17 protein-coding genes are annotated in these 19,913 nt (G+C 72.0%); 8 read left to right on the top strand and 9 right to left on the bottom strand.

Features of this window, described 5'->3' with window-relative positions; translation table 11 throughout:
- Positions 1-10 precede the first annotated feature (10 nt).
- Entirely contained in the window at positions 11-523 is a 513-nt protein-coding gene (locus tag ACIGDI_RS18480; RefSeq protein ID WP_399897561.1) for a hypothetical protein, read from the bottom strand.
- 39 nt (positions 524-562) lie between these two features.
- Between ACIGDI_RS18480 and ACIGDI_RS18475 the strand changes: the two genes are divergently transcribed.
- Positions 563-1,219, top strand: coding sequence for a ThuA domain-containing protein (locus ACIGDI_RS18475; protein ID WP_399897558.1), 657 nt, complete (start codon positions 563-565; stop codon positions 1,217-1,219).
- Here ACIGDI_RS18475 and ACIGDI_RS18470 read toward each other — a convergent pair.
- Both ACIGDI_RS18470 and ACIGDI_RS18465 read right to left on the bottom strand, forming a co-directional pair.
- Entirely contained in the window at positions 1,206-1,772 is a 567-nt protein-coding gene (locus ACIGDI_RS18470; protein WP_399897555.1) for a GNAT family N-acetyltransferase, read from the bottom strand. The genes ACIGDI_RS18475 and ACIGDI_RS18470 overlap by 14 nt on opposite strands.
- A 75-nt stretch (positions 1,773-1,847) precedes the next feature.
- Positions 1,848-2,900: a LacI family DNA-binding transcriptional regulator gene (locus tag ACIGDI_RS18465; RefSeq protein ID WP_399897552.1), complete on the bottom strand. Its 1,053-nt coding sequence runs from the start codon at positions 2,898-2,900 to the stop codon at positions 1,848-1,850.
- 367 nt (positions 2,901-3,267) lie between these two features.
- On the opposite strand from ACIGDI_RS18465, the gene ACIGDI_RS18460 reads away from it, so the two are divergent.
- Positions 3,268-4,851: a carboxylesterase/lipase family protein gene (locus tag ACIGDI_RS18460; RefSeq protein ID WP_399897548.1), complete on the top strand. Its 1,584-nt coding sequence runs from the start codon at positions 3,268-3,270 to the stop codon at positions 4,849-4,851.
- Between the two features lie 49 nt (positions 4,852-4,900).
- Here ACIGDI_RS18460 and mmuM read toward each other — a convergent pair whose 3' ends face one another.
- Complete coding sequence (mmuM, locus tag ACIGDI_RS18455; RefSeq protein WP_399897545.1) at positions 4,901-5,818, bottom strand: homocysteine S-methyltransferase; 918 nt, start codon at positions 5,816-5,818, stop codon at positions 4,901-4,903.
- 101 nt (positions 5,819-5,919) lie between these two features.
- A complete protein-coding gene (locus ACIGDI_RS18450) occupies positions 5,920-8,031 on the bottom strand; it encodes an autotransporter (protein WP_399897542.1) in 2,112 nt (703 codons plus the stop codon).
- A gap of 188 nt (positions 8,032-8,219) precedes the next feature.
- Here ACIGDI_RS18450 and ACIGDI_RS18445 point away from each other — a divergent pair, with 188 nt between their 5' ends.
- Positions 8,220-9,317, top strand: a complete 1,098-nt coding sequence (locus ACIGDI_RS18445) for a family 43 glycosylhydrolase (RefSeq protein ID WP_399897539.1) — start codon at positions 8,220-8,222, stop codon at positions 9,315-9,317.
- Position 9,318: 1 nt separating this feature from the next.
- Entirely contained in the window at positions 9,319-10,728 is a 1,410-nt protein-coding gene (locus ACIGDI_RS18440) for an RICIN domain-containing protein (RefSeq protein ID WP_399897536.1), read from the top strand.
- 12 nt (positions 10,729-10,740) lie between these two features.
- On the opposite strand, the gene ACIGDI_RS18435 is transcribed toward ACIGDI_RS18440, so the two are convergent.
- Positions 10,741-12,417, bottom strand: a complete 1,677-nt coding sequence (locus tag ACIGDI_RS18435; protein ID WP_399897533.1) for a rhamnogalacturonan lyase B N-terminal domain-containing protein — start codon at positions 12,415-12,417, stop codon at positions 10,741-10,743.
- Positions 12,418-12,620: 203 nt separating this feature from the next.
- Between ACIGDI_RS18435 and ACIGDI_RS18430 the strand changes: the two genes are divergently transcribed.
- From ACIGDI_RS18430 to ACIGDI_RS18415, 4 genes are all read left to right on the top strand, one after another.
- Positions 12,621-13,667, top strand: a complete 1,047-nt coding sequence (locus tag ACIGDI_RS18430) for a rhamnogalacturonan acetylesterase (protein ID WP_399897530.1) — start codon at positions 12,621-12,623, stop codon at positions 13,665-13,667.
- Positions 13,668-13,873: 206 nt separating this feature from the next.
- A complete protein-coding gene (locus ACIGDI_RS18425) occupies positions 13,874-15,565 on the top strand; it encodes a DUF2264 domain-containing protein (RefSeq protein ID WP_399897527.1) in 1,692 nt (563 codons plus the stop codon).
- 103 nt (positions 15,566-15,668) lie between these two features.
- Positions 15,669-16,037, top strand: a complete 369-nt coding sequence (locus tag ACIGDI_RS18420; protein ID WP_399897524.1) for a VOC family protein — start codon at positions 15,669-15,671, stop codon at positions 16,035-16,037.
- Between the two features lie 135 nt (positions 16,038-16,172).
- Positions 16,173-16,952, top strand: coding sequence for an isocitrate lyase/phosphoenolpyruvate mutase family protein (locus tag ACIGDI_RS18415; protein WP_399897521.1), 780 nt, complete (start codon positions 16,173-16,175; stop codon positions 16,950-16,952).
- Between the two features lie 4 nt (positions 16,953-16,956).
- Here ACIGDI_RS18415 and ACIGDI_RS18410 read toward each other — a convergent pair whose 3' ends face one another.
- The 3 genes from ACIGDI_RS18410 to ACIGDI_RS18400 all read right to left on the bottom strand — a co-directional run bounded on the left by ACIGDI_RS18410 (position 16,957) and on the right by ACIGDI_RS18400 (position 19,902).
- A complete protein-coding gene (locus ACIGDI_RS18410; RefSeq protein WP_399897518.1) occupies positions 16,957-17,787 on the bottom strand; it encodes an alpha/beta fold hydrolase in 831 nt (276 codons plus the stop codon).
- Positions 17,780-18,367: a TetR/AcrR family transcriptional regulator gene (locus ACIGDI_RS18405; protein ID WP_399897515.1), complete on the bottom strand. Its 588-nt coding sequence runs from the start codon at positions 18,365-18,367 to the stop codon at positions 17,780-17,782. Before ACIGDI_RS18405 ends, ACIGDI_RS18410 begins: the two co-directional genes overlap by 8 nt.
- 68 nt (positions 18,368-18,435) lie before the next feature.
- Complete coding sequence (locus tag ACIGDI_RS18400; protein WP_399897512.1) at positions 18,436-19,902, bottom strand: phytoene desaturase family protein; 1,467 nt, start codon at positions 19,900-19,902, stop codon at positions 18,436-18,438.
- Positions 19,903-19,913 lie beyond the last annotated feature (11 nt).

Below are 19,913 nucleotides of genomic sequence, written 5' to 3'. Positions count from 1 at the left end.
TGCGGTGGCCTCAGCAGGAGAGTCGGGCGTCGATCTCGGCGGCCGTCATGGGCCCTTCCCGCGTCCAGTACCGCCCGGCGGGAATCCTGGCGGCTCTGACCTTCCGGACCTCGAACACGTCTCCGGTGCCGTCGCCGTCCGCGTAGGTGACGGAGACGTCGAGCCACTTCGGCAAGGTCCCGGGCGGCTCCTTCGGATGCGCCGTACGGAAGCCGTCCGCCGTCCAGAGCGTCACCGCCCCACTCCTGCCCTCGGCCGTCCTCGGCTCCTGCGCCCGCCACAGCAGGTCCTCGGAATCGCTGTCGTACACCGCGACCGTCCGCACCGTCTCACCGGCGCAGACGGGCGCCTTGAAGGAGACGAGTGAGCCGTCGATGCGCAGGCCCACCGGGATGGTCGTCGCCGGATCGGACATCCGGTGCACCATGAACTCGAAGGCGCCCACGGCGCCGAGCACGACGACGAGGATCGCCGACCCCATCAGCACGAAGGGCCACACAGGTCTCCTGCGGTACTCGTTCAACGGCGGGAACACCTCCGGTCCCCGGTTAGGCTCGCGCCCATGGCCCCCCGACTCCTCGTCTACACGCGCACCACCGACTACCGCCACGACTCCATCCCGGCCGCCGTCGCCGCGGTACGCGCGCTCGATGGTGTCGACGTGGACCATAGCGAGGATCCCGCCGTCTTCGAGAGCCCCCTGCACGGCTATGCCGCCGTCGTCTTCCTCTCCACCAGCGGCGAGGTGCTCACCCCGGCCGGACGGGAACGGCTGGCCGCCTACGTGGAGGGCGGCGGAGGGTTCGCCGGGGTGCACGCGGCGGCCTGCACGGAGTACGACTGGCCGTACTACTGCGACCTGTTGGGCGCCCGCTTCGACCGGCACCCGGCCCACCAGCCGGGACGGGCCGTCGTGGAGGACCGCGCGCATCCGGCCACCCGCCACCTGCCCGCCGTCTGGGACTTCACCGACGAGTGGTACGACTTCCGCACCAACCCCCGTGACCGGGTGCGGGTGTTGGTGAGCGCCGACGAGTCGTCGTACGAAGGCGGCGGCATGGGCGCCGACCATCCTCTGGCGTGGTGCCGGGAGCAGGGCGCGGGCCGGGTGTTCTACACGGCGCTCGGACACGCCGCAGAGGCCTACGAGTTGCCGGAGTTCCGGGAGCATCTGCGCGGCGGCATCGGCTGGGCGGGGCGGACGCTCACCGAGCCGTAGCGCCGTCGGCCGGCCGCTCGGGGCGGTTCAGGCGCCAGACCACGTCGATGCCGACGAGCGAGGGCGTCTCCGGCGTGGCCCGCTCGTGGCCGATCTCGGTGAACCCCAGACGGCGCGGGACCGCGCCGCTCGCCGTGTTGGCCAGGTCGTGGGTGATCTCCACGTACTCCACGCCCGGCAGGGCGAACATCGCCTCGACCAGCGCCGCCGTCGCTCTCGTGGCGATGCCCCGGCCGGTGGCGGCCGGGTGCAGCCAGTACCCCATCCGCCATCGGACGGGGGCGTCCACGCGGTAGGTCTGGCACATGCCGACGAGCGTGCCGCCCTCCGCGATGGCGTAGTTGTACGCCTCGTCGGCCGCCCACTTCGAGTCGGCCTTCGCGAGGAAGTCCCGGGTGCTCTCCTCGCCGTGCCGGGCGACCCAGCCCATCCACGGGCGCAGATGGTCCACGGACTCCTCGATCAGCCGGAACGCCGGGGCGAAGTCGTCCTGCGGCCGCCAGCGTCGCAGCACCAGGCCGCCGCATTCGATGAACTGACTCGGTCGCTCCATGACAGCCATGATCGGTTCGCGGCACGCGCCACCGCAACGGGGTGCGGAGACGGGCCCCGCGGGCCGCTTCGGCGATCACTGCCACCTCACCGGCGCGCGTGCCGTGCTGGCCCGCTGCACGAGTCGCGTCGACAACTCCGTGCGCGTGCCCTCGGGGCGGTCACCCTCCATCATGCGGACCAGCAGATGCAGGGCCGTCGCCGCCATCTCCGACAGGGGCTGGCGGACGGTGGTGAGCGCGGGACTGGCCCAGCGGGACTCGGGCAGATCGTCGAAGCCCACGACGCTGACGTCCTCGGGCACCCTCAACCCCCGTTCGGCCAGCGCCTCGTAGACCCCGAGGGCCATGCGGTCCGAACAGACGAAGACGGCCGTCGGGGGCTCGCGCAGGTCCAACAGGTCCAGCATGCGGCGATGGGCGACCGACTCGTCGAAGCCGGCGTGGCGGACGTACTCGGGACGGTGCCGGATGCCCGCCGACGCGAGGGCCGAGCGATAGCCGGCGACCCGCGCGCTGCTGCACATCTTGCGCTGATGACCGGCGATCACCGCGATGCGCTGGTGACCGAGCGCCAGAAGGTGCTCGGTCGCCGTCACACCGCCCTGCCAGTTCGCCGCGCCCACGGACACGACACCCGGCGGCGGCTCCAGCACCGGGTCGATCAGGACGTACGGAATGCGGTGCTGGTCCAGCCAGGCGTACTGCGACGGCGTCAGCTCGGACAGGTTGAACAGCACCCCGGAGGAGCCGCGCGCGATCAGCTTGTCCAGCCAGCCGCGCTCGGGCCGCGCACCCCGGGTCCGGGTCAGCCCCGCCGAGACCACGACCTCCAGCCCGGCGTCGTGCGCCGCCCCCTCGACTCCCTGCAGGATCGCGCCCGACCAGGAACTGTCGAGCGAGTGCACGACCAGGTCGACCAGACCGGGCACCTTCGCCGCGTCGAACCGGGGTCTGCGGACGTAACCGAGCCGGTCGAGCGCCTCCGTCACCCGCCGGCGGGTCTCCGGAGCCACGTCCTCCCGGCCGTTGACCACCTTGGACGCGGTCGGCACGGAGACCCCCGCCTCGCGGGCCACCACAGCCAGCGTCGGACCGGCGGCCACGCCGGCACTCCCCGTACGGACCATAGGGAACCACCTCTCCGGCCCGCCCGAGGGCCATGAAAAGTTTCGACAGGTGCGCGGCAGTAAGCGCTTCCTACCCTAGGTTCGCGGGCTGGGGCGGGGAAGAGGTCGGGCTTCGCCAGGTCTTCACAGGCCTTGGCTTTCGATACTTCGAACGAGGGGGCGGTGTGCGGCTGTTACCGCGACCTCGTCGCCCCGAGGGCGGAGGGGGTGACCACGGCTCCACCGGCAGCGGCTGCGACCCGCTCGGCCTCGGCCCCCGGCCTACGCCGAGTAGCCCCCGTCTCGCGCTCTGCGCCGGAATATCGCGGCGATCTGTGATGCTCTGGTGTTACCGATGCAGTTGCGCGGTGAGGAGGCTGGTGGGCACATGACGGCAGCAATCCAGACGGACCCCGTGGCCAGCACCCCGTACGGGGCGGTACGCGGCCGGTTCGAGCAGGGCATCGCGGTGTTCCGGGGCATCCCGTACGCCGCCCCTCCCCTCGGTCCCCGACGCTTCAGGCCGCCCGTCCCGCCCGAGCCCTGGGACGGCGTGCGCGACGCGGGTGCCTTCGGGCCGACACCGCCGAAACCGCCGTACTCCGAAGCCTTCGACAAGTACCTGTCCGACCCCGTCGTGCCGGGCGACGACTGCCTGAACCTGAACGTCTGGACCCCGGACCCGGGCCCCGGGGCCGGGCTGCCGGTCCTGGTGTGGCTGCACGGCGGCGCTCTGACCAGGGGTTCGTCCGCCGTGCCCGTGTACGACGGGCGGACCTTCGCCCGCGACGGCGTCGTCTTCGTCTCCGTGAACTACCGGCTGGGAGTCGAGGGTTACGGGCTGTTCCCGGACGCCCCCGCCAACCCCGGCCTGCGCGACCAGCTCGCCGCCCTGCGGTGGGTCCACGACTCGATCGCGGCCTTCGGCGGCGACCCGGACCGCGTCACACTCGCCGGACAGTCCGCGGGGGCGATCAGCGCGGGCGCCCTGCTGGCGGCCCCGCAGGCGCAGGGGCTGGTGCGGCGGGCGGTCCTGCAGAGCGGGCCGCCCGAGGCGTTCGAACGGGACAAGGTGCGGCGCATGGTGCGCCGTATGGCCACCCGGTTGAAGATCCCCGCCACCGCGGCCGCCTTCGCCGAGGTCGACCGCGAGCTGCTGCTGCGCACCCAGGGCGAGGTGGGCAGACTCAGCAGCCCGGTGCTCGGCGGCCCCTCCTTCGGCGTCGTCATCGACGACGACCTCGTCCCGCGCGACCCCATGGAGGCCCTCGTCGACGGCGGTGCGGCCCCGGGTGTCGACCTGATGATGGGCTGGACCAGCGACGAGTACCGCCTCTGGCTCGTCCCCGGCGGCCTCCTGGAACGCGTCGACCGGCTCGGGGCCGTCGCCCTCGCCGGCGCCATGGCCCGCTGCCACTGCGGCACCGAGGTGCCCCGCGGCTACCGCGCCCTGCACCCGCAGGCCGGTACCGCCGAGATCGTCGGCCAGATGGTCACCGACCACCTGCTGCGCCGCCCCCTGCACCGCCTGGCCGACGCCCGCCCCGGCGGCTCCTGGGTCTACGAGTTCGGCTGGCCCTCGGGCCTGCCCGACCTCGGCTCCTGCCACGCCCTGGAGCTCGGCTTCGTCTTCGACAGCGGCGACCTGCCGGAGTCGCGCAAGCTGGCCGGCGACGGAGCGCCGCAGGAACTGGCCGACGCGATGCACGGCGCGTGGGTGCGGTTCGCGGCCGACGGGGACCCCGGCTGGGAGGCATGGGACCCGCGGCATCCGGTACGGATCTTCGACGCCGAGGAGCCCCGCACGGCGTACGGCCCCCGCGACGCCGAGCTGGCGCTGTGGACGGCGGCCGAAACCGCGCCCCGTGAGCCGGACGACACCGGCGTGCCGGAGCCGACGCCCGCGCGGACTGCGGATCTGCGCGCGACGGTACGACGGCTACGGCGCTCCACCGGAGCGCGCCGCAGCTGAGACCTGCCCACGTCCCCCTACGAGGTGCCGCCGGGGGAGCGACGGGGCGTCACGGCGTCAGCGCCGCCGCGATCCCGGCGATCGCTTCCGGCCCCACCCGGCAGCACCCGCCGATCAGTCGCGCCCCGGACGCACGCCACCCCGTGACCTCCTCGGGGGTGAAGCTGGAGCGCCCGGCCCAGGCGCGGGCCCCGGCGTCCCAGGCCTCCCCGCTGTTGGGGTAGACGACCACCGGCTTGCCGGTGACGCGCGCGGCGGTCCGGACCGCGCCGTCGACGTCCTGCGGGGCGCAGCAGTTCACACCCACCGCGATCACCTCGTCCACGTCGGCGGCCAGCGCGAACGCCTCCTCCAGCGGCTGCCCGGCACGGGTGCGATCGCCCTCCACGGTGTACGACAGCCAGGCCGGCACCCCCAGCCCCCGCACCACCCGCAGCAGCGCCCGCGCCTCGTCGGCGTCCGGGACCGTCTCCAGGGCGAACACGTCGGGACGGGCCGAGGCCAGTACCTCCAGGCGCGGCCGGTGGAAGCCGGCGAGCTCGTCCACGCTCAGCCCGTACCGCCCCCGGTACTCGGAGCCGTCCGCGAGCATCGCCCCGTACGGGCCGACCGAGGCCGCCACCCACAGCGGCCGGGTGACCCCCTTCGCCGCCGCCTGACGCGCCGCCTCACGCGCCGACTCCACGCTCAGCGCGAGGAGTTCGGCCGCCTTCTCACGGCCGATCCCGCGCCTGGCGAAGCCCTCGAACGTGGCCTGGTAGCTGGCGGTGATCGCCACGTCCGCGCCGGCCTCGAAGTACGCGAGGTGGGCCTCGGTGATCGCCTCGGGCCGCTCGGCGAGCAGCCGCGCCGACCACAGCTCGTCGCTCAGGTCGTGCCCGGCCGACTCGAGCTGGTTGGACATACCGCCGTCGAGCACGACGGTTCCGGTGGCGAGAGCTGTGGCGAGGGAGGTGTCGCTGGTCATGCCACGAGGCTAGGCGAAGGGACGTCGGTAGTCCGCCCGTGTCCAGCCCGTGAACACCTCGACCAGCATCTGGGACGGTGGTTCACGGTCACCCCTGGAGGTCAGTCCTGTGCCGCATGCCGGCCGCCGCTCCGCCGGCCTCCGTGCCCCCGCCTCCGGACCGCCGGCACCACGAGCCCGAAGAGCATCCCCAGCGCGAGCACGTACGGCCACGAGCCCAGGCCGCTGCTCGCGGTGTCGGCGGCGTGCGGACCGGCCGCCGCGGCCTTGCCGGACGGTCCGGAGTGCCGGGCCGTCGGCGCGGGGGACCGTTCGGTCGCGCTCAGGGTCACGTCGTTGCCGTCGCCGCCCCGGTAGCTGATCCGGTAGGTGGTGCCGGCGAGCTTCAGCCGGGCGCCTTCCTCCAGGCCGACGAACGCGCCCTCCGTCCTCGCCCCGCCGCCGTGGTCGAGGACGGTGATCGCGCGCGCGGATCCGGCCGCCGCGGCCGAGAAGTCGAGGCCGCCCGCCAGCCGGACGGCACCGGACACCGTCAACGGCTGCTTCCCCACGACCAGTTCGCCCTTCGGGCGCTGTGTGAAGTCACCGGCGATCCGCAGCCCGCCCGCGACCACCCCGTCATTGGTCACCGCGCCTCGCACGGTGCCCTCACCGCTCAGCGAGGTCGCCACCCGCAGCCCCGCCCGCCCCGCGTCAAGCCGCGCCGACGCCGAGGTGAGCCGAATCGCCTTGCTGTGCAGCAGAGTCGCCCCTCCGCGCAGCGCCAGCGTGCCCTTGCCGACGGTCGTGTCGCCGGTGTACGTCACCTCGCCGCCGGTCAGCGTGGTCGTCGCCGCGCCCGACTGCACCAGGGAGCCGGAGCCGCCGATCCGCGAGAGGGACACGGGAGTCGACGCGTTCCGCACGACGAGCGTGCCGTCGTCCACCACTCGGCGGCGCGCCGAGCCCGTCAGCAGTGAGCCGTCACCGCCGCTTTTTGAGCCGAGTCCGATCCGCAGCACCGCGCCCTTCTCCACGGTCGTGGAGCCGTCGTAGTACTGCTTCGCCGCGAAGGTCACGTCGTTCCCGGGGGTCCCCGCGATGACGACGTCCCCGGCGCCGGGGGCGGCGAGCGTGTCGTGGTACCGGCCGCCACCGATCGGAGCGCCCAGGGTGACCGGCCCGTCGTAGTCGAAGGTCAGCTTCGAGCGGCGGCCGCTCGCCTCGTGCAGGTTGATGTAGACGGTGTCCTTCGTGCCCGGCATGAAGATCCGGTGGGTCGTGCCGTCGCCCCACCGCACGTCCGCGCCCTCGATGTTGGTGCCCCGCTTGTTCAACTGGTGAGCGACGGGACGCCAGTTGAGGCCCGGGTCGCTCAGGGAGGGCGTGGTGTCACCGCCCTCGTCGCTGTAGCTGTACTGGCCGGTGAGCACGACCTTGCTGCCGGGACGGGTGTGGACGTTGACGTCGCTGCCGTACGCGCGCTCGTAGAAGTTCTGCCGCAGAGTGATCGTCCGGTACAGCGGGGTGTCGATGATCCAGGAGCCCTGGTTGAGGATCGCCCGGGCGCGGGGGAGCGCCACCGGGAACTCGGGGCGCCCGACGGCCATGCCGGTGCCGTTGTCGATGACGCCGGAGAAGGGCTGGGTGCCGGCCAGGTCGAGGGTGCCCCACATGCCGCGCGGCTGGCTCACCAGACCGGAACCGCTGATCGTGCCGATGTCGAAGGTGCGGGTGAGCGACAGGCGCAGGGTGCCGTCGACCCGGATGTTGAGCTGGTTCAGCCGGAAACCGGGGGTGTCGTACGGGAAGTGGCCGATCAGGCCGGTGCCGCCGCCGGTGCCGTATTGCAGGGTCGTCCCGCGCTCGACCGTGATCGCGGGTGGGTCGGGGTCGGCGACCGTGGTGTACGGGTGGTTGCCCCCCAGCGTCCGCACGGTCTGCCGCTGCCGGGAGCGCGGCAGGGTGAAGTCGCTGTCCCTGGTGAGGACCAGGGTTCCGCCGCCGCGCACGGTGAGGGTGCCCTCGCCGCGGAAGACGCCGTCGTACGTCGTCGTCCCGGACGGCACGGTGACCACCGTGTCGCCGGTGAGCGTCACGTCCCGGTCGGCGAGGACGTCGGCGGTCGCGTCACGGACTCCGGCCGCCGCGGCCGGCCCGCCGGTGGCGAGCAGGGCGGCCACCGCCGCGAGGGCGCCCGCAGCGGCTGCTGTCTTGTGGATATGGCTGCGCACACGGGTGGAGACGTTCCGAGGTTGCCTTCGATAACAGAAAAACGGCGCCGCGGCAGAAACTTGGAAAGCGCTTCCTGCAAGTCGCGTCAGACCCGTTGACCTCCAGGTTCCACACCCTTACCTTTTCGGCGTTCGTAATGACAGATGTCGTTTGGCATCTCGAACATTCCCCCCGAGAGGCAAGCCGTATGAGCCGCGATGACGACCTGCCCGCAAGCACCTCGCCCCCCACACGCCGCCTGATGCTGAAGGGAGCCGCGCTGGCCGCGGGCGCCCTGGCAGCGACTCCCGGCACTGCCGGCGCCTCGGCGAGGCCGAAGGCCGCCCCCTTCGTGAACCCGCTCGTGAGGCAGCGCGCCGACCCCTACATCCACCGCCACGCCGACGGCTTCTACTACTTCACCGCCACCGTCCCCGAGTACGACCGCATCGTCCTGCGCCGCTCCCGCACCCTGAACGGCCTCGCGACCGCCGCGGAGGCGGTCGTCTGGCACAAGCACGCCACCGGGGCCATGGGCGCGCACATCTGGGCGCCGGAGATCCACCGCATCGGCGGCAAGTGGTACGTCTACTTCGCCTCCGCCCCCGCGGAGAGCGTCTGGGACATCCGCATCTGGGTCCTGGAGAACGCGAACCCCGACCCGTTCAAGGGGACCTGGGTGGAGAAGGGGCAGGTGAAGACCGCCTGGGAGACCTTCTCCCTGGACGCCACCACCTTCAGCCACCGCGGTACCCGCTACCTCGTCTGGGCCCAGCACGAGCCCGGCATGGACAACAACACGGCCCTGTGGCTGTCGAAGATGGCCAACCCATGGACCCTGACGGGACCTCAGATCCGCCTTTCCACACCGGAGTTCGACTGGGAGTGCGTCGGCTACAAGGTCAACGAGGGCCCCGCCGTCCTCGCCCGCAACGGCCGCCTCTTCCTGTCCTACTCGGCGTCCGCCACCGACCACCACTACTGCATGGGCCTGCTCACGGTCGACGCGGACGCCGACCTGATGGACCCCGCCAACTGGTCCAAGTCCCCGGCCCCCGTCTTCACCAGCAACGACACCACCAAGCAGTACGGCCCCGGCCACAACTGCTTCACGGTCGCCGAGGACGGCCGCAGCGACGTCCTCGTCTACCACGCCCGCCAGTACAAGGAGATCACCGGCGATCCCCTGAACGACCCCAACCGCCACACCCGGATCCAGAAGCTCGGCTGGAACCCGGACGGCACCCCCGACTTCGGCATCCCCGTGGCCGACACGGCCGCCGACCGAAGCAAGGAGAGTGTGTGAGATGAGACGTGTCCACGCGGTGCTGCTCGCCCTCTGCCTGGGCCTGCTCGGCGCCCTCGCGACCGCGGGCCCGGCCCAGGCGGCCACCCAGGCGATCACCAACGGCACGCAGTTCACCGACACTTCGGGCAACGCCGTGCACGCCCACGGCGGCGGGGTCATCAAGGTCGGCTCGTACTACTACTGGTTCGGGGAGGACCGCAACTCCGACAACACCTTCCGGTACGTGGACGCCTACCGCTCCACCGACCTGAAGAACTGGGAGTTCAGGAACCACGTCCTGACCCAGTCGTCCGCCTCCGAACTGGCCACCGCCTACATCGAGCGCCCGAAGGTCGTCTACAACGCCTCCACCGGCAAGTTCGTGATGTGGATGCACAAGGAGAACGGCGTCGACTACAGCCAGGCGCGCGCGGCCGTCGCCGTCTCCGACACCGTCGACGGCACCTACACCTACCGGGGCAGCTTCCAGCCGCTCGGGCAGTACATGTCCCGGGACATCACCACCTTCGTCGACACCGACGGCACGGCGTACATGGTCTCGGCGGCCAACGAGAACTACGACCTGCACATCTACCGGCTCACCTCCGACTACACGGCGATCGACAGCCTGGTCGCCAACCCCTGGCCGGGCGGCCACCGCGAGGCTCCGGCGCTGTTCAAGCGGGGCGGCGTCTACTTCATGCTCACCTCGGGAGCCACGGGCTGGAGCGCCAACCAGCAGCAGTACGCCACCGCGACCTCCCTCTCGGGCCCGTGGACGTCATGGACGAACGTCGGCGACTCGACGGCCTACAACTCCCAGACCGCCTACGTGCTCCCGGTCACCGGCACATCGGGCACCTCGTACCTCTACATGGGCGACCGCTGGGGCAACTCCTTCGGCGGCACGGTCAACGACTCGCGCTACGTCTGGCTGCCGCTGACCTTCCCCAGCTCGACCTCCATGTCCATGTCCTGGTACCCGGAGGTCACCGTCGACACCACCGCGGGCACGGTCGCCGGGACCGGTGCCACGTACAACACACTCGTCGCCCGGAACAGCGGCAAGTGCGCGGACGTGCCGAACCAGTCCCTGTGGCAGGGCGTCGCAATCAGCCAGTACACCTGCAACAGCGGCACCAACCAGAAGTGGTGGTTCAAGGACCTCGGAACCGGCTACTACGAGCTGATGGGCCGGGGCAGCTCCCTGTGCCTGCAGGAGAACGCCTCCGGCGTCACCCAGGAGAACTGCACCGGCGCCACCGCCCAGCAGTGGTCGGTGGTCGCCTCCGGCTCCTACGTGAACATCAAGGCCCGCGCCACCGGCGAGTGCCTGGACGTGTCCGGCGCGTCCACCGCCAACTCCGCCGCGATCATCACCTACACCTGCAACGGAGCCACCAACCAGCAGTGGACGCGCGGGACCTGATGTCCCGTCGGGTCAGGCCAGCAGGTCGATCGCGTCGATCGACGTGCCGGCGCTGAGGAAGGACGTCGTCCCCGAACCGCTCACCACGTTGATCTTCAGCACGTTGTACTGGCTGGTATCGGTGAGCCAGGCGCTCGCCGGAACGCTGTAGGTGAACGTGTAGTTGTTGCCCCGGTAGGAGCCCACGGTCAGCGACCGGGTGCTCGGCTGGGAGGGCGGTGAGGGGATCGACGACGTCCAGTCGTTGACCGAGATCTGCGGCCGCCCGTTGGCGTAGGCCGTCGTCACGCCGATCCGCAGGGTGTGCGCGGCGGCGGCCTGGGCGGCCGTCAGCTTGAAGTAGACGAGGAGACCGCTGTTGACGTCCTTCCAGAGGTAGCAGGGGAAGGCGGAGGTCTCGGTGCCGCTGCCGACGACGACGTTCCCGGTCCAGGACGCGGCCCGGACGTCGGACGGATGCGCGTACGTCATCAGGTCCGCGTTCTTGAAGCCGCTCGGCGTGCCGTTCCAGTCGCCGATGCGCCAGATCGCGCTCGCGTTGCCCGGGTCGTTGGAGGACGGGATCGCGATGGTGTTCAGGGTGGTCGTGCCACCGGCCGTGACCGTCACCGAGCCGGTGTAGACGCCGAGTTCGCCCTTGAAGACGGTCAGCGTGTACGTCCCCGGCAGGACGCCCGCGATGGAGAAGTATCCGTCCGACGACCTGGCCGAACCCCAGTACTGGGCGGCCGAGTTGGCGATCCCCACGGTGTACGGGAACGCCGTGTTGCGGCCGGTGATGCCGACACCGGCGACCTTGCCGCGCCCGCTCGCCGCCACGTATCCGGAGATGCCGAGCGAATCCGCCCAGGAAGTGGTGAGGTTGGCGTGGTAGAGCGAGGAGGAGGGCGCGCCGCCGTCGGTGAAGGCGATGACGTACGGGCCCTGGAGGCCGAAGCGCTGAGACTCCGTCTGGTTCTCGCCGTAGTAGAGGATCTCGTACAGGCCGCCGCCGTCGGCGCTCTGGTGGCGCAGCAGCGAGCGGTAGAAGGGGCCGCCGGAGGCCTTCTCGTGGTTGGAGCGGACGACGTACAGTCCGACGCTGCCCGTGGTCCAGCCGATGCAGTCGTAGTCGATGACCCTGAGCTTCGAGTAGTGCTTGGAGCGGGTCTGCCCGTCGGACTTGGCGAAGACGTCCGAGGCCTCGATGGTGCTGGTCGTGTACGTGTAGGAGTCGGGCTCGTCGTTGAGGAACATGCCCGCCTTGACGCGCACGATGTAACGGGTCGCGGAGACCGAGTCGTCGGCCTTGTTCGTCCACAGATACACGTTGTTCTCGCCGCTGCGGGCCGCGTAATAGTGCTTGAGCGTGCCGTACGCCACGGAGATCAGGATCGTCGAGCCGGACTGCTTCACGGTCACGGTGGAAGTGCCCAGGCCGGATTCGACGTGGGAGTTCTTGCCGCCGTAGCCCTGGTACTCCGTGCCCTTGTAGACCAGCGAGGTCAGGTCGCCGTTGGTCTTGCTGACCTTGAAGACGAGGCTCGCGCCGGTGTCGACGACGTAGTTGGAGCCGTCGTCGCTGTAGCCGAAGCCCGCGGCGGACGCGGACGGGGCGAGGGGTCCGGCGAGGGCGGCGGTGCCGGCGGCGGCCGCGGAGCCGAGGACGAAGGTGCGGCGGCCGACCGGTCTGTTCGCGGTGTCGGACATGGGGGTGCCTCCTTCGGGGGGCGCGTGGGGGTTGCGGGTGAGTGTGAGGGTGACAGTTGAATCGATTTCGCGAAAGGGCTTTCACGCGGCGGAGGTTGGCTATCTTGTGAAAATAGTCGAAAGGCTAGAAAGCGCTTGCCGATGGGGGTACGGTCCAGCCGCCAGCCCTGTCGCCCAGTCCGTCCCGTCGGAGGGATTCGCGAATGAGACGTTTCAGCCTCGCCGTGTCCGCCGCGCTGATCCTGAGCGCCTGTCTGACCGCCGTACCCGCCCAGGCGCACGACGGCCCCGGGCCCCTCGGCATCGACGACTGCACCGCCAACGCCTGCCACTTCGACGTCCCGCCGGGCACCTACGACATACGGGTCCTGCTCGGCGGCGACGCCGACTCCAGCACCGCCATCAGCGGCGAGACCCGGCGCTCCCTGCTCCCCGAGACGTCCGTCGCGGCCGGCGAGCGCGTCGCCCGCAGCTTCACCGTCGACGTCCGCACCCCGGAGGGCGAGCCGACCGGCCCCGACGGAACTCCCGGCCTGGACCTGGCAATCGGCGGCTCGGCGCCGGCCCTCGCGGACATCCGCGTCACCCCGGCCGACCGGCACACCCGCCAGATCCTCCTGATCGGCGACTCCACGGTCTGCGACCAGCCCGCCGACCCCTACTCCGGCTGGGGCCAACAGCTCCCGCAGTTCCTGCGCAAGGGCGTGTCCGTCGCCAACTACGCCGACTCCGGCGAGAGTACGGTCACCTATCTGGGGAACCCGCGGTTGTGGGGCACCGTCCAGCCACTGATCCGCCCCGGCGACCTGGTGCTCATCCAACTCGCGCACAACGACAAGACCACGGACGAGGCCACCTACAGTGCCAACCTGGAAACGCTCGTGACCGGGGTGAGGGACAAGGGCGGACGGCCCGTCCTGGTGACGCCGATCGTGCGACGGTGGTTCAATGCCGACGGCACCTTGAACAACAACACCGCACTGCTCGTCAATGGTCTCGGTGTGGACCATCCCGCTGTCATCCGGTCGGTCGCGGCGGCGGAGCACGTACCGCTCATCGACCTGACGGCGAAGACGAAGGCACTGGTGGAATCCCTCGGCGTCGAAGGCTCCAAGGCGATCTACCTCTACAACGAGAAGAAGGACAACACCCACACTTCCGTGCACGGCGCCACCGTGTACGCGGGCCTTGTCCGCGACGAACTTCTCGCCCAGCATCTGGTGCCCGGGGGCACGGTGCGGGTGGGATGAGCCCCTGGGGCGTCTCGACCGGAACCGGGGCGCCCCAGGCCTCCCTTCTCCGGCGCTGCTGCCGTGAGCCCAGTGAGCGCCGTGTGACAGTCGTGGGCCACCGGTGTCGTGGGACACGATTGTCGTGAGCCATGTCGTGAGCCATGTCGTGAGCCGTGATGTCGTGATTCGTGAGCCGTGATGTCGTGAGTCGTGAGAGAGAGCCGATGCACCTGCCCCCCGCCGACGACGCCCGCAGCCCGTACACCGGTTACACCCGCGCCCACTGGGAGGCGGCCGCCGACGCCCTGCTCGCCGCGGTCGAGCCGTACGCCACCGAGGGCGGCGCGCTCTACCACCTCCCCGGCGACCGCCAGAGCTGGTCCGGCCGCCTCTCCGACGGCCTGGAGGGATACGCCCGTACGTTGCTGCTCGCGGCCTTCCGCCGGGACGAGACCGCGCTGGAGCGCTACGCCGAGGGCCTCGCGGCCGGTACCGCGGGCGTGTGGCCCCGCGTCGAGGACCGCGGCCAGCCCCTCGTCGAGGCCGCGTCCGTCGCCCTCGCCCTGCGCCTGACCCGCCCGCTGCTGTGGGACCGCCTGGACGACGGGGTACGGCAGCGGGCGGCGGCCTGGCTGGGCGACGCGCTGACCGCCGAGGCCTGGCCCTGCAACTGGGAGTTGTTCCCCGTCACGGTGGGCGGATTCCTCGACGAGATCGGTTACGAGACGGAGGCCTCCCGCAAGGCGATCGACCACGGGCTCGCCCGTATCGAGGACTGGTACCTCGGCGACGGCTGGTACACCGACGGAGACGGCCGCAAGTTCGACTACTACAACGGCTGGGCGATGCACCTGTACCCGGTGCTGCACGCCTGGCTCGCGGACGACCCCCGGCTGCTGGAGCTGTACGGCGGCCGGCTCTCGCGCCATCTGGAGGACTACGCCCGCCTGTTCGGCGGCGACGGCGCGCCGATGCACCAGGGCCGTTCGCTCACCTACCGCTTCGCGACGACGGCCCCGCTGTGGCTGGGCGCCCTGTGCGGCCGTACGCCGCTGTCGCCGGGCGAGACCCGGCGGCTGGCGTCCGGCGCGCTGAAGTACTTCCTGGAGCGGGGCGCGGTGGACGAGCGGGGCCTGCTCACCCTCGGCTGGCACGGCCCCGACCCGGCGGTCCTGCAGGGCTATTCGGGCCCCGCCTCGCCCTACTGGGCGAGCAAGGGCTTCGTCGGCCTGCTCCTGCCCCCGGACCACCCGGTGTGGACGGCCCCCGAGGAGCCGGGACCGGCCGAGCGGTCCGACGCGGTCACACCGGTCGGCCCGCCCAACTGGCTCCTGCAGTCGACGAGTTCGGACGGGCTGGTGCGCCTGCACAACCACGGCAGCGAGGACGTCCGCTACGACCCGTACTACACGCGGCTCGCGTACTCGACCGCGACGGCGCCCTCCTCCTCGTACGACAACAGCGTGTTCGTCGGGGACGACCCGAGCCGGACGGGGATCGAGCCGTTGGGCGTCGGCGAGGGCTGGGCGGCCTCCCGGCACACGGCCGGCGCGGGAGCGCGGGTGACCAGTGCGGTGCTGGCGCGCGGGGCGGTGGAGGTACGGGCGCATCTGGTCTCCGGGGCCGAGCCGGGTACGGCGGTGCGGGTGACCGGGTGGCCGACGGCGGAGCGGGGTCCGCGGGCCGAACTGGCGCCCGCCGTCGGCCTGTCGGAGGCGATGACCGGCGTCACCGGCGACGGCGACACGCTCTTCGTCGCGCTGGCCCGGCTCACCGGTGAGGCGGATCCGGTGCCGCTGACCGAGACGGTCGACGTACGGGCGGACGGGGAGCGGGAGTTGACGGTGCGCTGGAGCGAGGGGCCCGAGCTGCGGGTGGTGTTCGGCGCGGCGGGGGTCGACGTCGTCGCAGGGTGAGCCCGTCGGGCGGATGAGGCCTGTGTCCGACCGTGCGGCCACGCACGGTCTCCGCCCGAATCTCCGTTGCCCGCGTCGGGCCGGGCGTTCGAGAATCCCTCCCATGACCTCTGCCATCCGCCACACCACCGTCGACTGCGCCGACGCCTACGCCCTCGCCGGGTTCTGGTCCCGGGTTCTCGGCCACTCCTTGCGCCCGGAGGACGAGCCCGGCGATCCCGAGGTACTCATCGAGCCGGCGAGCCTGCTGTTCGTCACCGTGCCGGAGGCCAAGGCCGTCAAGAACCGTGTGCACCTCGACCTGCAGCCGCAGGACCGCACCCGCGACGAGGAGGTCGACCGCCTGCTCGCGCTCGGCGCCACCCTCGTGGACGACCGCCGCAATCCGGACGGCACGGGCTGGGCCGTGCTCACCGATCCTGAGGGCAACGAGTTCTGCGTGGAGCGCAGCGCGGCGGAGCGCGCCGCCTGAAACGCCGTACCGCCGGGGTGAGCGGCCGGACCCCCACACTTCGGCGGGCACCGAACCGATCGGCGCCTACCGTTCCGGTATGACCGACAGCCCGCGGGTGAGCGCCGCCGACGTCGATGCGGTGGTCGAGCTCCCATGACCGCCTTCGCCGAGCTCCACCACGCCGATCAGCCTCTGTTCCTGCCCAACGCCTGGGACCATGCCTCGGCGACAGCCCTCGCCGCGCGCGGCTTCCGCGCGATCGGCACGACCAGCCTCGGTGTCGCCGCGGCCGCCGGTCTGCCCGACGGCGCCTCCGCCACCCGTGACGAGACCCTCGCACTGGCCCGCATCCTGGGCTCCGGGCCCTTTCTGCTGTCCGTCGACGCGGAGGACGGCTTCAGTGAAGATCCGGACGCGGTGGGGGAGTTCGCGCGCGAGCTGGCCGCCGCCGGCGCCGTGGGGATCAACCTGGAGGACGCTCTCGGGCCGGTCCAGCGGCACGCCGCCAAGATCGCAGCGGTCAAGGCCGCGGCTCCCGGCCTCTTCGTGAACGCCCGCACCGACACGTACTGGCTGGGGGAGGGCGGCGAGCCCGAGACGCTACGACGACTCGACGCCTACCAACAGGCGGGCGCCGACGGCGTGTTCGTCCCCGGCCTCACCGATCCCGGGACCATCGCCGCCCTGGTGCGGCGCGTACGGGTCCCCCTCAACGTCCTCTACTCACCCACCGGCCCCGGCGTCCCCCACCTCGCCGACCTCGGAGTGCGCCGCGTCAGCCTCGGCTCACTGCTGTACCGGCGCGCGCTGGGAGCGGCCCTGGAGACGGTGGCGGACATCGGAACCGGCCGCCGACCGCTGGGCGCGGCACCGTCGTACGCCGAGGTCGACGGCCTCGGGCGGCACGGGACGCCCGTGCGGACGCCGGGCTAGGCGGTCAGCGGCTCGCACTCGGCCGGCCGGGCGAAACGCGCGGCTCGTCGTGCTCAGCCAGCGTCTCCACGAGCCGCTCGGCGAACGCGACGGGGTGCTCGCTGGCCCCGACGTGCCCTCCGGGGAACTCGACGAAGCGGGCTCCGGTGCGCCCGGCGACGAACTCGGCCGTCCGGTGCAGGAGTTGGCCGCGGGAGTCGGACCCGGCGGCGAGAGTGAGCCGGTCCGAGAGGGTGGCCAGGGCGCCCAGGTCGGGAGCGTACGAGGTGAAGCCACGTACGACATGGGCGAGGAAGAGCGCCATCGGGTCGGCCAACTCCGCCTCCCTGGACAGTGGTCGACCCGAGACGGTCTCGCCCGGCTCCTGTCCCGTCAGCCCGGCGCCGAGCCGTGCGGCGGCGGCCTGCGGTCCGGCGGCGCGGTAGGTGTCGTACACCTCCCGGAACATGGCCCGCTGCCGCGCCCCGTCGGGCAGCATCCCCACGCAGGGCGGCTCGTGCGCGACGACGTGCCGCAGCCGCTCCGGACGGCGGGTGAGCAGGTCGAGCGCGGCGATCCCGCCGGAGCTGAGGCCGAGGACGTACGCCGACTCCCCGTCGTCCAGGACCGCTTCGAGCAACCGGGAGGCGCCGTCGCTCCACTGCTCCACCCGCTGGTCGGCGACCGGCTCGCCGAGCCGGCCGTGCGCCAGCCCGAGCGGGTCGTACGTCACCACGGTGAACCGCTCGGCGAGTACGTCCGTCAGCGGGCCGAGTCCCATCGGGTGTCCGGCACCTCCGGGGACGACCAGCAGGACGGGCCCGGCGCCTCGTCGGTCGTGGTGCGGTTCAGTCATCGTCGTGCGTTCCTTCCCGGGGCCAGTGTTCGAGGGCGATGTGCAGGGCGTCGACCGCCTTGTCCCAGGACCTGCGCACATCGCGCGGGGCACCGAAGCCGCCGCTCGCCTCCAGGGCGCAGTAGCCGTGGAAGGTGCTGCGCAACAGGCGTACGGCGTCGGTGAGATCGGGTTCCTCCAGGCCGTAGGCGCGGAGCATGCCGTAGGTGATCTCGGCGGTGCGGCGCAGCTCGGGGGAGTCGGCGACGAGGGACTGGTCGATACGGATCTGGGTGGCCGCGTACCGTCCGGGGTGTTCCAGCGCGAACTCCCGGTAGGCGCCCGCGAAGGCGGCCAGCGCGTCCTTCCCGGCCCGGCCGGCCACGGCCGTCGCGATGCGGTCGATCAGCTCGCCGCCGGCCAGGAACGCCATCCGCGTACGCAGGTCCTGGAGGCTTCTGACGTGCGAGTACAGACTCGCGTCCTTGACGCCGAAGTGCCGGGCCAGAGCGGAGAGCGTGACGTTCTCGAACCCCACCTCGTCGGCGAGATCGGCGGCGGCCGCTGTGATGCGCTCGGGACTGAGACCGGCCCTGACCATGACACACCCCCCTTTCCTAGAGGTCCTAGGAAAGAGCCTAGCTGTCCGAGGTTGGCGCCGGCCACCGATTAACCGCGGCCGCGCGAGGGCCCGTGGCCCGAAGCGGTCCGCCGTCCGGAACCCCTCTCCAGGTACCGCAGTGCCGATCGGGCCGCGTTGGCTCCGCACATGCCGTGGGCGCCGGCGCCGGGGGGTGTGGCCGCCGAGCAGATGAACATGCCCGATACGCCCGTGCTGTACGGGTCGAGGCTGAGGCGGGGCCGGAGCAGGAGCTGCGGCGCGGTGTTGGCGCCCGTGACGATGTCCCCGCCGACGAAGTTCGGGTTGTACTCCTCGAATTGAGCGGGTGAGCGGGTCGCCGTGCCGACGATTCGGTCCCGGAAGCCCGGTGCGAACCGCTCGATCTGCCCCACGACCGCCTCCGTGGCGTCACCGGCGTAGCCGTGCGGCACATGGGCGTACGTCCACACGGGATGCACGTCGCCGTCGGACCGGCTCGGGTCCGCCAGGTACTGCTGGCCCACCAGCACGAACGGCCGCTCCGGCATCCGCCCGGCGCAGACCTGCCGTTCCGCCTCGGCGACTTCCTCGAAGGTGCCGCCCAGATGGACCGTCCCCGCGCGGCGTGCCGCCTCGTGGGTCCACGGCACCCCGCCCTCGACCGCGAAGTCCACCTTGAAGGCGCCGGGGCCGTGCCGGTAGCGGCGATAGGCGCGGGCCACCCGGGCCGGCAGCCGGTCCCCCAGGATGTCCGCGACCGCGCGCGGAGCGGTGTCGAACAACACCACGTCCGCCGGAGGGAGTTGAGTGTGCGAGCGCACGTGGACGCCCGTCTCGACCCGGCCGCCCAGCTCGGTCAGGAGCGAGGCCAGCGCGTCCGTGATCGCCCGCGAGCCTCCCTCGGCCACCACCCAGCCGTACCGGTGCCCGGAGGCGACGATCGACAGACCGATCGCCGCGGTCGCGGGCCGGTTCAGCGGCCGGAAGGCGTGGGCGGCCACGCCGCCGTACAGGGCCCGGGCCGCCTCGGTGCGCCACAGCCCGGCCACGGCCGTGGCGGGCAGCAGGGCCGGGATCCCGAACCGGGCCAGCAGGAGCGGATGGCGGGGCACGCGGGCCGGCGGCCCCATGATGCCGTCGGCCAGCGCGTCGAAGCCGTCGGCCAGCGGGTCGAACAGCCGCCGCCACCGGGGCCCGTCGACCGGGCCCAGCCCCTCCGCCGTCTCGTGCACGGACCGTCGCAGCACCCCTGCCTCGCCGGAGTCCAGCGGATGCACGCAGTCGATCTCCGGCAGCCGCCAGCGCAGACCGTGCCGGTCGAGACCGAGCTCGCGCAGGAAGGGCGAGCCGGCCGTCATGGGGTGGATGGCGGAGCAGTGGTCGTGCAGCAGGCCCGGAGTCAGCTCGCTGGTCCGCGTACCGCCGCCGATCGTCGCGGCCGCCTCCAGGACGGTGACGTCCACGCCCTCCCGGGCCAGGAGGACGGCCGCCGCGAGTCCGTTGGGACCGCTGCCCACCACGACGGCAGTACTCATGGAACGCTCCT

It is taken from the genome of Streptomyces sp. NPDC085900 (assembly GCF_044540925.1).
GTDB lineage: Bacteria > Actinomycetota > Actinomycetes > Streptomycetales > Streptomycetaceae > Streptomyces > Streptomyces gilvifuscus.
The sequence above is the reverse complement of the archived record's forward strand: the minus strand, read 5'-3'. Positions and strand labels throughout refer to the sequence as shown.

Coding starts and splice junctions, on each gene's coding strand:
- ACIGDI_RS18475 (WP_399897558.1), top strand. CDS start 563: ATGGCCCCCCGACTCCTCGTCTACACGCGCACCACCGACTACCGCCAC.
- ACIGDI_RS18470 (WP_399897555.1), bottom strand. CDS start 1,772: ATGGAGCGACCGAGTCAGTTCATCGAATGCGGCGGCCTGGTGCTGCGA.
- ACIGDI_RS18465 (WP_399897552.1), bottom strand. CDS start 2,900: ATGGTCCGTACGGGGAGTGCCGGCGTGGCCGCCGGTCCGACGCTGGCT.
- ACIGDI_RS18460 (WP_399897548.1), top strand. CDS start 3,268: ATGACGGCAGCAATCCAGACGGACCCCGTGGCCAGCACCCCGTACGGG.
- mmuM (WP_399897545.1), bottom strand. CDS start 5,818: ATGACCAGCGACACCTCCCTCGCCACAGCTCTCGCCACCGGAACCGTC.
- ACIGDI_RS18445 (WP_399897539.1), top strand. CDS start 8,220: ATGAGCCGCGATGACGACCTGCCCGCAAGCACCTCGCCCCCCACACGC.
- ACIGDI_RS18440 (WP_399897536.1), top strand. CDS start 9,319: ATGAGACGTGTCCACGCGGTGCTGCTCGCCCTCTGCCTGGGCCTGCTC.
- ACIGDI_RS18435 (WP_399897533.1), bottom strand. CDS start 12,417: ATGTCCGACACCGCGAACAGACCGGTCGGCCGCCGCACCTTCGTCCTC.
- ACIGDI_RS18430 (WP_399897530.1), top strand. CDS start 12,621: ATGAGACGTTTCAGCCTCGCCGTGTCCGCCGCGCTGATCCTGAGCGCC.
- ACIGDI_RS18425 (WP_399897527.1), top strand. CDS start 13,874: ATGCACCTGCCCCCCGCCGACGACGCCCGCAGCCCGTACACCGGTTAC.
- ACIGDI_RS18420 (WP_399897524.1), top strand. CDS start 15,669: ATGACCTCTGCCATCCGCCACACCACCGTCGACTGCGCCGACGCCTAC.
- ACIGDI_RS18415 (WP_399897521.1), top strand. CDS start 16,173: ATGACCGCCTTCGCCGAGCTCCACCACGCCGATCAGCCTCTGTTCCTG.
- ACIGDI_RS18410 (WP_399897518.1), bottom strand. CDS start 17,787: ATGACTGAACCGCACCACGACCGACGAGGCGCCGGGCCCGTCCTGCTG.
- ACIGDI_RS18405 (WP_399897515.1), bottom strand. CDS start 18,367: ATGGTCAGGGCCGGTCTCAGTCCCGAGCGCATCACAGCGGCCGCCGCC.
- ACIGDI_RS18400 (WP_399897512.1), bottom strand. CDS start 19,902: ATGAGTACTGCCGTCGTGGTGGGCAGCGGTCCCAACGGACTCGCGGCG.